General features: G+C 34.7%; 12 protein-coding genes. 7 read left to right on the top strand and 5 right to left on the bottom strand.

Annotated elements, in window-relative coordinates; translation table 11 throughout:
* Positions 1-10 precede the first annotated feature (10 nt).
* Both BXY58_RS14115 and BXY58_RS14110 read left to right on the top strand, forming a co-directional pair.
* Positions 11-2152: an endonuclease MutS2 gene (locus BXY58_RS14115; protein ID WP_120214510.1), complete on the top strand. Its 2142-nt coding sequence runs from the start codon at positions 11-13 to the stop codon at positions 2150-2152.
* A gap of 407 nt (positions 2153-2559) precedes the next feature.
* Positions 2560-3372 carry a hypothetical protein gene (locus BXY58_RS14110; RefSeq protein WP_120214509.1) on the top strand — a complete coding sequence of 271 codons (813 nt, stop codon included), beginning with the start codon at positions 2560-2562 and terminating at the stop codon, positions 3370-3372.
* A 44-nt stretch (positions 3373-3416) separates the two neighbouring features.
* Here BXY58_RS14110 and BXY58_RS14105 read toward each other — a convergent pair whose 3' ends face one another.
* From BXY58_RS14105 to BXY58_RS14095, 3 genes are all read right to left on the bottom strand, one after another.
* Entirely contained in the window at positions 3417-4031 is a 615-nt protein-coding gene (locus tag BXY58_RS14105; protein ID WP_120214508.1) for a DUF1684 domain-containing protein, read from the bottom strand.
* Positions 4032-4070: 39 nt separating this feature from the next.
* Positions 4071-5216 (bottom strand): AI-2E family transporter, encoded by a 1146-nt coding sequence (locus BXY58_RS14100; RefSeq protein ID WP_120214507.1) that lies wholly within the window; start codon positions 5214-5216, stop codon positions 4071-4073.
* Between the two features lie 105 nt (positions 5217-5321).
* On the bottom strand, positions 5322-6020 hold the full coding sequence (locus tag BXY58_RS14095; RefSeq protein WP_120214506.1) for an SAM-dependent methyltransferase: 699 nt from the start codon (positions 6018-6020) through the stop codon (positions 5322-5324).
* 531 nt (positions 6021-6551) lie between these two features.
* On the opposite strand from BXY58_RS14095, the gene BXY58_RS14090 reads away from it, so the two are divergent.
* The 4 genes from BXY58_RS14090 to BXY58_RS14075 all read left to right on the top strand — a co-directional run bounded on the left by BXY58_RS14090 (position 6552) and on the right by BXY58_RS14075 (position 9798).
* Entirely contained in the window at positions 6552-7457 is a 906-nt protein-coding gene (locus BXY58_RS14090) for an ABC transporter ATP-binding protein (protein WP_120214505.1), read from the top strand.
* Positions 7458-7522: 65 nt separating this feature from the next.
* Complete coding sequence (locus tag BXY58_RS14085; protein ID WP_120214504.1) at positions 7523-8833, top strand: ABC transporter permease; 1311 nt, start codon at positions 7523-7525, stop codon at positions 8831-8833.
* Positions 8834-8880: 47 nt separating this feature from the next.
* A complete protein-coding gene (locus tag BXY58_RS14080; RefSeq protein ID WP_170144246.1) occupies positions 8881-9324 on the top strand; it encodes a lipocalin-like domain-containing protein in 444 nt (147 codons plus the stop codon).
* A 39-nt stretch (positions 9325-9363) separates the two neighbouring features.
* Positions 9364-9798, top strand: coding sequence for a lipocalin-like domain-containing protein (locus BXY58_RS14075; protein WP_170144245.1), 435 nt, complete (start codon positions 9364-9366; stop codon positions 9796-9798).
* A 32-nt stretch (positions 9799-9830) separates the two neighbouring features.
* On the opposite strand, the gene BXY58_RS14070 is transcribed toward BXY58_RS14075, so the two are convergent.
* On the bottom strand, positions 9831-11180 hold the full coding sequence (locus BXY58_RS14070) for a DEAD/DEAH box helicase (RefSeq protein ID WP_120214501.1): 1350 nt from the start codon (positions 11178-11180) through the stop codon (positions 9831-9833).
* 127 nt (positions 11181-11307) lie between these two features.
* On the bottom strand, positions 11308-12471 hold the full coding sequence (locus tag BXY58_RS14065) for a sensor histidine kinase (protein ID WP_120214500.1): 1164 nt from the start codon (positions 12469-12471) through the stop codon (positions 11308-11310).
* A gap of 129 nt (positions 12472-12600) precedes the next feature.
* On the opposite strand from BXY58_RS14065, the gene BXY58_RS14060 reads away from it, so the two are divergent.
* On the top strand, positions 12601-13107 hold the full coding sequence (locus BXY58_RS14060; RefSeq protein WP_120214499.1) for a hypothetical protein: 507 nt from the start codon (positions 12601-12603) through the stop codon (positions 13105-13107).
* Positions 13108-13115: the final 8 nt, after the last annotated feature.

Here is a 13115-nt window from a genome sequence, read left to right as displayed (position 1 = left end):
AATTTGCAATGTGAATATTAATCAAACCGACCTTAACGAATTAGAATTTCCGGAACTCCTTTCGGAAATCGTCCCTTTCGCTTACTCGCCGAAAACGGCAGACAAAATAATGGAACTTCGTCCGATGGAAATAGACGAGGCAGAAATCTCTTTGAAAAAAACCTCAGAATTTTTAACAAGTTTTGAAAGTTCCAACGCCATTCCTTTTGATGAATATGAAGACATCGAAGAGGAACTAAAACTGATGCTGATAGAAAATTATCGATTAGAGAATAAATCATTTATCAAAATCAAAACAATTACTGAGCAAATCGGGAAACTACAAAAGTTCTTTCCTCAATTCTCAGAAGCTTTTCCAACATTATTGGAAGAAATCAAAGATTTGGAATTCCGAAAAGAAATCATCGATAAAGTTGACAAAGTGTTCAACCGATTTGGAGAAGTCAAAAGCGAAGCTTCAACAATTCTGAAAACCTTGAGAACAGAAATCCAACACGCTAGAAAAGCGATTGATGAAAACTTCAACCGTTCATTGGTTACTTATTCCGATTTTTTAGAAGATATCAGGGAAACAATTGTCGAAGACCAAAGAGTTTTAGCGGTAAAATCAGGTTTCAAAAAAAGAGTAAACGGACGTGTTTTAGGCATTTCCAAAACAGGTTCCATCACTTATATCCAGCCGGAAAGCGTTGTTAAACATTATTTCAAACTCAGAGAAAATCAGGAAGAAGAGAAAAAAGAAATCGATAAAATCCTTCGTCAACTAACTGCTGAGATTGCAGAATTCCAGCCACAACTTTCGGATTATCAAACTTATATTTTCGATTTAGATTTAATTCGAGCAAAAGCAAAATTTGCCGAAAAAGTCAACGGAATTTTACCAAAGATCAACAGACATCAGACCTTGCGTTTGAAAGACGCTTTTCATCCGTTGCTTTGGATCAGAAATAAAAACGAAAACAAAGAGATTTTCTCGCAAACTTTAACCTTAACCGAACACAACCGAATCATCTGTATCTCCGGACCAAATGCCGGTGGAAAATCCATCACGTTAAAAACCGTTGGATTGTTACAGTTGATGATTCAGAGTGGAATTTTAGTTCCTGTTCATCCAAAATCGGAGATGTTTTTCTTTGAAAAAATAATGACAGACATTGGCGATAATCAATCCATAGAAAATCACTTATCAACTTACTCATCGAGACTGAAAAAAATGTCCGGAATGATTCGTGAAGCAGATAACAAAACTCTGCTTTTGATTGATGAATTTGGAACTGGTTCTGACCCGGAATTGGGCGGTGCTTTGGCGGAAAGTTTTATGGAATATTTCTATGACAAGAAAAGCTTTGGAATCATCACCACGCATTACACCAACATCAAATTGGTTGTAGAACAATTGTCTGCAGCAACCAATGCAGCAATGCTTTTTGACGAACATTCTTTGGAACCGCTTTATAAATTGGAAATCGGACAAGCCGGAAGTTCTTTTACTTTTGAAGTGGCGGAGAAAAATAAGATTCCGAAATTCATTATCAAGAATGCAAGGAAGAAAGTAGAGCACGACATTGTCAACCTTGACAAAACAATCGTAAAACTTCAGCAGGAAAAATTCGAAGTTGAAAAACTGAAATCCAACCTTGCAGAAACCAAAGAATCTGTAGAAGACAAACGTGATAATCTTCAAAAACTGAATGAACAGCTTCAGCAAAAGTTATTCAATTTTCAAAAATTATACGAAGAAGAACACAGAAAACTGCAGTTCGGAAATAAGATTGAAACGTTTATCGACAGTTACGTGAAAGGTAAATCCCGAAAAGATGTGGTCAAAGATTTTGTGAAAATCCTGGAACAGGAAAAATTCCGAAAACTGGGAACAGACAAAGATGAGACAAAACGTCTTCAGGTGGTAAAACGTAAAATCACGCAACAACTGAAGAAAGAAGACGTCATCGAAAAAATTGCTGAAACCAACGAAAAATTGGAAGAAAAACGCAAAGCAGAACGCGCGGTTTGGATGAAAGTTGGCCAACGCGTTCGAATCGCCGGAAGTACAAGTGTTGGCACCATTGAAAAGATTTCAAAAAACAAAGTCATTGTTAACTACGGAACCTTCAAAACCACGATTGATTCGGGAGAATTAGAGAGAATTTAATAATTCAAATAACTAATAAAAAAAACCTTTCACAGTCACGAACTCTGAAAGGTTTTTAGTTTTTGACCCATTTCAAAAACTTTTTTTAATTCGGATTACTTCTTGAAAATATCATTCCTACGTCTTTTAAATTTGCTAAAAAAACAAAGAAATGTATTTAGCAGAAAACGAAATTATTGATGAATTTTATATTTATCCAGACGAACAAAACAATTTTATTAACTCTTTAAATTTAGAAAATCATGCCAAGAAATCATGAAGCAGACATCTGCAATCCAAACAATGATGCGTATCAAGCAGCTTTAAACAATCATTCCAACCAGCTAAACCCAAACAATGAAAATTACCAAGGCGATTAACACATCTAAATGCTATCTTTATTGATAGCATTTTTATTTAATTGAATTATGAAAAATAAAGAGACTGAAATGTACAGCCAAATGAAAATCATCGAAAGTTTTAAGGCTACAAATCCTAGAGCTTTTCTAAAAGCTTTTTTATCCATTACCACCGCTAAAGAAAGAGAAGATCTCATATCAATTTTTAGAAACGAGGAAATTAGAAATGAATTCATTAATATCTTTAATTATATGACAGAAAATTATAAGTGGAAAAATATTGAAGATTTTATTATAAACATTCACAGTAATTTAGAAAAACTTAAGCAAAAAATCCCAAAAGATTTCAATATTGAAAAATACCAGCCTTTATTAGACATTTTTCAAAACATCTTAGACAGAGGAGAAAATGTAAAACACAATATTGCAGGAAAGAATACAATTATAGAAGACTTTGGAATCGATTACGATACTCTGAATGAATGGTTGATTTATTTTGAAAAAGAAAATTTTGTAGGAAAAAGATCATTCAATTCTAAGGAATATTCTTTTATCATTAAAGATTTTATTAATGTCAATGATGAAATCACTATAGAAAATATCAAGCGCTATCATTTCAAAACTTATAACAAAATAAAAATTGCTGAAATTATTGGTGATGTAGCAAAGAGCGAAAAAACGAACTACGACAATCTTTGGAAAAAAATAGAAAGTATAGATGATTTAAATCCTAAAAATACAAAGTTGTTGAATTGGATAAAAAAACACCACAAAATGCCATTTTCATTGGCTTATCAATTAGTTTCTTTAATCATTGAAACATTACCCGAAAATGAAAAAATAGAAATCAATGATATTTTTGAATCATATTTTGAAACTTAAAAAAATTGTACTATTTGGTTGACATTCGCTTAAGAAGTTAAAAATTAATGATGATAAACATCCTCATACATCACACCAGCCTCAATTCTTACTGGTAACTTATTTTCTTCCGGAACAATCGGGCAGTTGTAATCAAAAGCATTATAAGCACAATATGGCTGATAAGATTGATTAAAATCCAGGACAATTTCGTTTCCTGATGGGATTTTCAAATCCATATATTTTCCGCCGCCATAAGTTTCTTTCTCATTCGTCAAATCCCGGAAAGGCAGAAAAAGATAATCTTTATATTTCTCCATTTTCATGAGATCCAGACTTTGATACAAAGTCAATGTCAAAGATTGTCCGTCCAATTCAAAAGTCGCTTTTCCATATTCCTGATATTGCTTGAATTTACCGGAAGAAGTCGGCAATTCAAACGGGATAGGATTTTCGGTTTTTAAAAATTTTGCTGTAACTCTGTATTTCAGATTGATTGGAAAGAACGGATGCTTTTTGAAATTCTTCAGATTATCGCCTCGCAAAGGTGATTCTTTTGGGTTTAGATATTCTGTATTCAGTTCTTTTTGGAACTTTTTAATTGCTGCAACATTTTCTTTTTCCGTCTGAGCATTTAGAAACAGAGACAATATAATGAATAGGAAACTTAATTTTTTCATAGATTAATTTTAATTATTTGACTTCGTGGAACCACTTAGTTATTCCTGAGTTTCGTTATCAGAATCAGCAATTATTTTATCGACTTTGGCTTTCTTAGTGTAGAAATATTTATCAAAAGTAGATTTAAAAACCGGAACTTCATCATCTTCACCCATCAAGAAGCCCCAAGATTGTAATCCTTCTACTCTATCAAATATGATTTTCAGAATCGCTAAAACCGGAATCGTCAAAAACATTCCGGCAATTCCCCAAAGCATTTCGCCAACTACCAAACCTATAATCACAATCAAAGAATTAATTTTCACTTTAGAGCCAACCACTCTTGGCATGATGATATTTCCATCAATGGCATGAATCACAACAATAGCAATCACAATGAACAACACGTGGCTGATTCCCGAAGTTGCAAACGTAATCAAAGCACCAATCAGCAACGCCGTGAAAATCCCGATATAAGGAAGAATATTCAAAATTCCTGTTAAAATGGCGAGCATAAAATTATACTTCACACCAATAACCGTATAAGCAATGAATGACAAAATGGTTACAATAATCATCTGCAGAAACAATCCAACCAAATATTTTTTCACCATAAACTGGATATTTTCCACAATCTCGAAAACCGTTTTGTGGTGAGTTTCCGTAAAACTGGCGACCAGAAATTTGAGAATATGGGTTCTGTACAAAAGAAAAAATAATGTGAATAAAAATGTGAAACCGGTCAACATCAAAACATAGCCAACAGAGGTCAAAGTTTTTTCTAAGATTGCAGTTCCTGTACTGATTGATTTTTTCAGTGTGTCGTTCATATACTCCAGCTGGTCACGCCTGCGGACACCGAAAGTCCTGGAAATCCAGCTTTGAAGATTATCAACCAAATCCGTAAACTGCTTTTGAAATTGCGGCCAATCGTTGGCCAACTTAGCCACCTCAATCGACATCAAGTAGATGATAGCACCAATAACAGCTAACGCAAAGATACTTGCTAAAATGGATGACAACCCCCGGGGAAATCGCAGTTTATTTTCCATAAAGCGGCACATCGGCATTAATAAAATGGCAATCAGCAGTCCTAATACCATTGGAACAAGAATCTGCTGACCGATGATAGCCAAAAATCCCAGAATGACTATACTGATAAGTATGCAAGAAAGTTTCAGGTAGAAAGGATAAGTTTGATTCATAGTCTTAATTTACAATTCTTGAAATTACAAAATATTTCACCACATAGACACATAGTCTTTGTAACTTTAAAGAATAAATAGCTATATGCCTATGCGGTTTTAAAATCACTTTCCAATCAAAAAAACAGCAGGAATTTTGTGCAATTCTGGTTTATTTTTTTTCCAGTCTGCGATTGTTTTAGTTTGAATCAACTCGGTTTCCGGGTCATTGATATTAGCTGCAATACAGAGTTTTGTATTCGGATTGAGAAACTTGGTTAAATCTTCCAAAAGCTGATTGTTACGATAAGGCGTTTCCATAAAAATCTGCGTAAATCCGGTTTTATTAACCAAATTTTCGAGGTTCTGAATCTCTTTCTTCTTTTTCTCCTTATCAATGGGCAGATAGCCATGAAAAGAAAATTGCTGTCCATTAAATCCACTCGCAATTAATGCCAGAACGAAAGAACTTGGCCCGTTAATGGGAATCACTTTGATATGATTGCTGTGAGACCAGCCCACCATAATATTGCCTGGGTCACCAATGCAAGGCAAACCAGCTTCTGATAACAACCCGAAATCTACACCTTCTTTCATCAGCTTTTGGGCTTCTTTCAAATCTGCAGTTTCAGAATATTTGTCGAGGAGAAATAATTTGAGTTGCGGCTGTTTTTTTTCCGGCGCAAAAAATTTGATGACTTTTCTGGCTGTCTTTTCGTTCTCTACAAAATAATGATCGACATTCATAATAATATCTTTGATAGTCGGCGCAAAATAATCTATTGGAGAATTTTCGGAAAGGTAAGCTGGTAAAAGGTATAGCATTTTGGATGTGTTAATGTGAATGTATAAAGTAGGTGTTTATATTTTTTGTTATTCTAATTCTTGCAAAAGAAAAATTTTCAAGGAATATTGATTGTATCGTAAATTTATAGGAATTGAGATTAATAAACAAGCATTTGATGTTTTGTTTTTTCGAAACAAAATCTTGAAACATCATATTTTTGAGAACAAGGTTTTCAGTATTTAGAAAATCATTAAAAACTGATAATATCGGAAGATTGGGTGATAATGGACACTTCGGGAAATTATTATCGTTCTTTGGTAATTGCTTCGGATGACAACTTATAGTTCAACTATCATCCTTTTCTGTAACATTTTTATCTTTTTTAAACTAATTTTGTGGGGTTTCAAAAATAGTTGAAAAGAAAGACGAAACCTCAACATAGCCCCGATTGTAGTGGAAATCCTTTTTGTTTTTCTTTGGAAAACAAAAAGATTGCAACGGAAAGCGGGGTGATAAAGTGAACCAAAGGACCAATCTTGTTGCTCCTAAAAAAAATTAAAAAAATCTGTATGCTGAGAGCAGAACATATCAAAAAAACATACAACGCCGGGAAGAAAATTGCGCTTCAGGATTTTTCGATTGAAGTTCCTACTGCGAGTATTTATGGGCTTTTAGGTCCAAATGGCGCTGGAAAAACATCGTTTATCCGAATCATTAATCAAATTACTCAAGCAGATGAGGGCAATGTTTGGATTGACAGCGAAAAACTGAATCCGGAACATATCAAAAACATCGGTTATATGCCGGAAGAACGTGGTCTTTACAAGAATATGACGGTGGGCGACCAGCTTTTGTATTTTGGGGAACTGAAAGGAATGTCCCGACAGGAAGCGCTTTCGCAAGCGAAATTCTGGTTCGAACAACTGAACATCGACCAATGGTGGAAGAAAAAACTGAGTGAACTTTCGAAAGGAATGGCGCAGAAAATCCAGTTTGTGGTAACGGTTCTGCATCGTCCGAAATTGCTGATTCTGGATGAGCCTTTTTCAGGATTTGACCCAGTGAATGCGAACCTCATCAAAGACCAAATCATTCGCCTGAAAAACGAAGGAACGACAATAATCTTATCGACTCACAGAATGGAAAGTGTAGAGGAAATGTGTGATTTTGTAGCGCTCATCAACAATTCTAAGAAAGTTCTGGACGGGAAAGTTTTTGATGTTCGGGAACAATTTAAGCAGAATGTTTTTTCTGTGGTTTTATCTGATGTGAATTCTGAAAACCTGAAAGAACTGACGAGAAAATATCAAATTGAAAATCTTGGAACTGCGAATGGTTTGTTCAATTTTGAGTTGAAAAATACAGAGAATCAGAATATTTTGCTTCAAGACCTTCTTAAAACAGGAACGATACGAACCTTCAATGAGAAAATCCCGAGTATGAATGAGGTTTTCATTAATGCAGTTAAGTCATAATTGATAACTGATAATCCATAATTGATTTACTTTTTACTTAATACATTTTACTTTTTACAAAAAGAATGAAAAATATATTCCTCATAACGAAAAGAGAATTTCTGACGCAGGTTAAGAAAAAATCTTTTATTATTCTGACACTTTTGGCTCCGCTGATGATTATTGGATTTGGTGCTTTGATTGGCTTTATGTTCAAGGCTAACGAAGCGGAATACAAATTTGAAGTGGTTGACAAAAGCGGAATCTTTGCCGGCCAACTGAAGTCTACAAAAGATATTACTTACACTTTTGTCCCGACCAATACGGAAAATGCATTGGTTAAAAATCTGAAAGAACTGAAAGGTTCGGACGGAATTCTCATCATCCCGGAATTGAAAGACAAAAATTTTGATGCGTTGGAAAATGGAACAAAATTATTGACCAACAAGAAAATCGGTGTGGATACGAAAAGTGCGGTTTCCAGAGATTTGAGCGAAATTTTGAAAAAAGAAAAAATCAAGATGCTTGGAATTTCCGAGGACAGAATCGTGAATCTTGATAAAAGCTTCAAAATCATTTCTCAAAACGTGACGGAAAGCGACCGACCGGAAAGTGACCTGGCTTTCGGAATTAAGACTGCGTTGAGTTTTGGATTGATGTACGTGGTTTTTATGTTCATCATTATTTACGGTGTTCGTGTGATGAGAAGCGTTTTGGAAGAAAAAAACAACCGTGTTGTGGAAATCATTATCTCATCTGTCAAGCCTTTTGAACTGATGATGGGGAAAATCTTAGGTGTGACTTTGGTGGCTTTAACACAGTTCATTGTTTGGATTGCGATGTCTGTGACTGCTGCATTTTTCCTTAATACTGGATTTGCAGCAATGCAAAAAAATATTCCTGCAGAACAAAGTGAAGTAATGAAAAATATGGATTTTCAACAAATCGCAACCGAAGTTTCTCATATTCTTTTGGATATGAATTATGTAGGAATTATCAGCGTTTTTGTATTTTTCTTTTTGTTCGGTTACATTTTTTACAGTTCGATGTACGCGGCGATTGGAAGTGCTGTTGATAATGAAACCGAAACTCAGCAATTCACAATGTTTGCGATTGTTCCTTTGATGTTGGGACTTTACGGAAGTTTCACGATTATGAATAATCCTGATGGACCAATGGCTTTTTGGTTATCGATCATTCCTTTCACTTCGCCTGTTGCGATGATTGCGAGAATTCCGTTTGGGGTTCCGCTTTGGGAGATTCTGTTATCGATTTTCCTATTGATTGCTTCTACTCTACTGATGGTTTATATTGCTGCGAAAATCTATAGAGTTGGGATTTTGATGTACGGAAATAAGGCAACTTTGAAGGAGATCTGGAAGTGGATTAGAAGTTGATTTTCATTATTAATCAATTTTTATTTTATTTGTGGAAAATTAATACTGTGAAAAAACTTATTCTATTTGCTTTAGCTTCGTTATCAATTATTTCTTGCAGAAAAGATGATGATGAATCTCAAGCAACAATTGTAGGAACTTGGAAAATTGACAAACATATAACAAGATACGGAAACGGTTCTACAGTAACAGACGTACTTGATGATTGTGAAATCAAAACCAACATCACCTTTTCAAATGATGGCACGGTAAGCTCTGTCGGATATTTTAAATCAGACGAATCTAGCACAAATTGTCAAATCCATAATTCTAAAGGAACTTACGACTATCAGGAAAGCAACAAAACAATTACGCTCTTGCTTGAAGAAGAAGGAGTCACAACTGCAGAGGTGGAAAATTTAACAAGTAATCATTTAACTTTGGTAGCGATGCAGCACGATTTTGATGGTGATGGAACAGATGATAAATTAATCAGAATTTTCAAAAAATAGAGATTTTAGAATTTCAAAAACTATTATAAAATTAATACCGTGAAAAAACTTATCTTATTTGCTTTGGCTTCACTAGCAATCATTTCTTGTCGAAAAGATGATGATGAATCTAAACCCACAATTGTTGGGAATTGGAAAATAAGTAAATCTATACTAAAGTTTGGAAATGGCTCTTCACAAACATATACTTTAGATTCTTGTGAAAGTCAAAATAATTTCACTCTCCAAAAAGATGGAAAAATGTCTTCTGTAAGCTATGGAATTGATTTTAATGGTAATTGTGTGAGCAGAACTGCAAATGGAACTTTTAGCTATGACGAGCAAAATAAGCGTCTGGTAATGTATGCCGATGAAGTCACTACTGTAGAAGTCTCTTCAATTACTAAAAATGAATTAATAGTTATCAGTATTCCAAGTTATGATAATGATAATGACGGAAAAGAAGATAAACTTTATATCTATTTTACAAAATAACAAAACACCTCAGAAAATTCTGAAGTGTTTTATTATTTCTTTCTCTTGGCCTTAGACTTTGCTTTTTGCTGAGCTCTATTCGCTCCAAATTTCTTAGGTGCTTTACGCTTGCTTGGTCCGCCAAGATTGATTTTCTTGTTCTTATCTTTTTTCTCGTGGAAAGCAGATTCGCCTTCGTTGAGTTTGGCCGTTGTCAGGAATTTCATTTTCACTTCATCCTGTTCAGAAGCGATTTTGACCTTCGAAATGGTTACTTCTTCTGGGAACTCAGATTTTGCAATTTCTTTATCCATCAACAATTCGATGTCAAGAAGTTGTGCTTCTTCTTTTTTGGTGTAGAAAGTCACTGCGATTCCGTCTTTGTCTGCACGCCCGGTTCTACCGATTCTGTGGATATACTGCTCCGGAACTTCAGGAACTTCGAAGTTGAAAACGTGAGAAATATCCGGAATGTCCAAACCTCTCGCCATAATATCCGTAGTAATCACGCCTCGCAATTTTTCATTGCTGAATTCCTGCATGACTCTTAATCTGAAATTCTGAGATTTATTCGAGTGAATAACACCAAATTCATTAGGAAATTCAACATTCAATTTTTCGAAAATTAAATCTGCATGTTTTTTATTATTTGCGAAAATTAGAATCTTCTCAAGATTATCTTCGGTTTTCAAAAGATGAATTAGCAAATTCAGTTTTGTATTGAAGTTATCAACCGGAATTGCAGTCTGGGCAATTTTCTCCAAAGGTGTTCCCGACCTTGCCAAAGAAATCTCGACTGGAGACGCAAAATATTCATTTAATATTTCGTCTAAAGCTTCGGTCATTGTTGCAGAAAAAAGGATATTTTGTCTTTTCTCTCTCATCATTTCGAAGATATGAGTCAGCTGCGGGCGGAAACCTAGATTCAGCATTTCGTCGAACTCGTCAATGATTAATTTATTAACTTCTCTAAGAGAAATCGCATTATCAATCGACAAATCCATCACGCGACCTGGTGTTCCGACCAAAATATCGCATCCATCATTGAACAACAATTTCTGCGTATTGATGTTTTTCCCACCATAAACTCCGATAACTCTTGCAGTGATATTCTTCGTCAGTTTTTCTAAAACTTCTGTAACCTGAACGACCAATTCTCTTGTAGGAACTAAAACCAAAACTGTAGGATTCCCGGATTTGTTATACTTCCAAGTTTTGAGAACAGGAAGCAGATAAGCCAAAGTTTTTCCCGTTCCGGTCTGAGCAATTCCCATCACATCACGCCCTGAAAGAATTGGTTTCAAGCTTTTTTCCTGAATGGGCGTTGGCTCAAAAAGGTTGAGGTCAGCTAAAACATCAAGAATCTTTTCCGGTAAATCGAAATCTGCAAAAGTGGTTTTCATCCGGCAAAGATATGGATTTTGAAATCAAGGAAAGATTATCAATTAATAGTAATCACTTCTGATATTTTTTATCACATAGACACATAGAATAAAATCAAAAAACTCTGTATCTGTTTGGTTATGGATGTTACGATTTTTGCTCTTCCCTCAAAATAATTCTAAAAGTCGTTCCTTTTCCAACTTCAGAGTTTGCAATTCTGACGTCGCCTTTGTGATATTCTGACACTACTCTTTTGGTTAAAGACAATCCTAATCCCCAACCCCGTTTTTTTGTCGAGAATCCGGGTTTGAAGGCATTTCGGATTTGTTGTTTGGTCATTCCGCAACCTGTATCAGTTACGTCGATGTAAACATTTTTGTTTTTTTTGTAAAGTGAAAGTTCCAGTTTGCCTTCACCTTTCATTGCATCCACCGCATTTTTCACAAGGTTTTCAATTACCCAACTCATCAGAATCTGGCTATGTGGAACCAAAACAGGTTCGTAAGTTTTTCTTAAGGTAAATTCAACCTTAGTTGAAATTCTGGATTTTAAATAATCGAAATTTTGCTGAACAGTTTCATTGATATCCAAATCATTAAGTGTCGGAATTGAACCGATTTTGGAGAATCTTTCGGAAATGGTTTTGAGTCGGTTGACATCCATTTCGAGTTCTTTCACGCCCATTCCATTTTCATCTTCGAGCTTCATAATCTCGACCCAGCCAATCATTGAGGAAAGCGGTGTTCCAATCTGATGCGCGGTTTCTTTGGCCAAACCTGCCCAAACAAAACCTTCGTCGGTTTTCTTCAGTAATCGTAAAAACCAAAATGAAAAAACGAGGTATAATGAAATAAAAATCGCTAATAAAAGAGGATAATAACGCAAATAATTCATCAAATCAGAATTATCATAATACAAATATTGATTATTAAAATCCGGCAACTGAATCTCGAAAGGCGGATATTTGCTTTCCATTTCAGTCATTTTTGCCTTTAGTTTTTCTTTGTCTTTAAGAATCTCTTCGGAAATACCTCGGCTTTCTAAAACCTCTCTTTTTTTGTTGGTAACAATGATGGGCAAATCTTCATTTTCACTAATGACATAAAGTGCCAGTTCATTGAATCTCGGGTCTACATCACTATCTTGGAGATAACGCATTGCCGTTGCCAGAGATTTGATTCTCTCGGTTTCCTTACCTCTAAGATGTTGAATCAGGAAGTTGGAGGAAATAATAATTCCTGCAACGATGGAAGTCAATATAATATATACGACCCAGCTATTGATGCGTTTCAGAAAATTAAGACCTTTCATTATTGCTTATTAAACGGCAATTTAGGAAAATATTGTAAATTGAGATGACAGATGATACACTTTTGGATGATAGACTACAAAATCAAAGATTATTACAGATATTTGTTGATTCAAAAATGAAATGATGTTATGCAAAAAATTTGTTTTTTCTTTGCTTTGCTGATTGTTAATCTTGGATATGGGCAATCAACAAACTCTATTGTTCAAGCCAATCTGGATTACGAACCTTACTGTAATGTTCGTTTTCAATATTGTGTTGATTATCCAAAACAATTGATGACACCAGAGCCAGAAAGTTCTAATGGAGATGGACGAATTTTCATCAATCAAAAGAACGAAGAAACGCTTCGAGTTTTTGGACGAAATAATCTGGATGCAGAAGGCAGAACAATATCTTTGAAACAACAATTTGATGCAGACCTTAAAAGTCTCGCTAAAAATACAGCCACAAAAATAACTTATCAAAAACGCGGAAAGACATTTTTTGTAATCTCAGGCTATAAAAACGGAAAGATATTTTATCAGAAAACGATTCTCAAAAATGACGCTTTTGCCTATGCCATTTTGCAGTATGATGAGAATGAAAGAACTGTTTTTGATAAGGTTTCAACCAATATTTTTAAATCATTTAAGTAAATTAACAA

Source organism: Epilithonimonas arachidiradicis, assembly GCF_003610695.1.
Lineage (GTDB): Bacteria > Bacteroidota > Bacteroidia > Flavobacteriales > Weeksellaceae > Epilithonimonas > Epilithonimonas arachidiradicis.
Note: the sequence above shows the minus strand (reverse complement) of the source record. Positions and strands in the feature narration are given on the sequence as shown.

Bases quoted from the DNA above. Each gene is read 5' to 3' on its own strand.
- BXY58_RS14110 (WP_120214509.1), top strand. From the start codon at position 2,560: ATGAAAAATAAAGAGACTGAAATGTACAGCCAAATGAAAATCATCGAA.
- BXY58_RS14105 (WP_120214508.1), bottom strand. From the start codon at position 4,031: ATGAAAAAATTAAGTTTCCTATTCATTATATTGTCTCTGTTTCTAAAT.
- BXY58_RS14060 (WP_120214499.1), top strand. From the start codon at position 12,601: ATGCAAAAAATTTGTTTTTTCTTTGCTTTGCTGATTGTTAATCTTGGA.
- BXY58_RS14070 (WP_120214501.1), bottom strand. From the start codon at position 11,180: ATGAAAACCACTTTTGCAGATTTCGATTTACCGGAAAAGATTCTTGAT.
- BXY58_RS14085 (WP_120214504.1), top strand. From the start codon at position 7,523: ATGAAAAATATATTCCTCATAACGAAAAGAGAATTTCTGACGCAGGTT.
- BXY58_RS14095 (WP_120214506.1), bottom strand. From the start codon at position 6,020: ATGCTATACCTTTTACCAGCTTACCTTTCCGAAAATTCTCCAATAGAT.
- BXY58_RS14090 (WP_120214505.1), top strand. From the start codon at position 6,552: ATGCTGAGAGCAGAACATATCAAAAAAACATACAACGCCGGGAAGAAA.
- BXY58_RS14065 (WP_120214500.1), bottom strand. From the start codon at position 12,471: ATGAAAGGTCTTAATTTTCTGAAACGCATCAATAGCTGGGTCGTATAT.
- BXY58_RS14100 (WP_120214507.1), bottom strand. From the start codon at position 5,216: ATGAATCAAACTTATCCTTTCTACCTGAAACTTTCTTGCATACTTATC.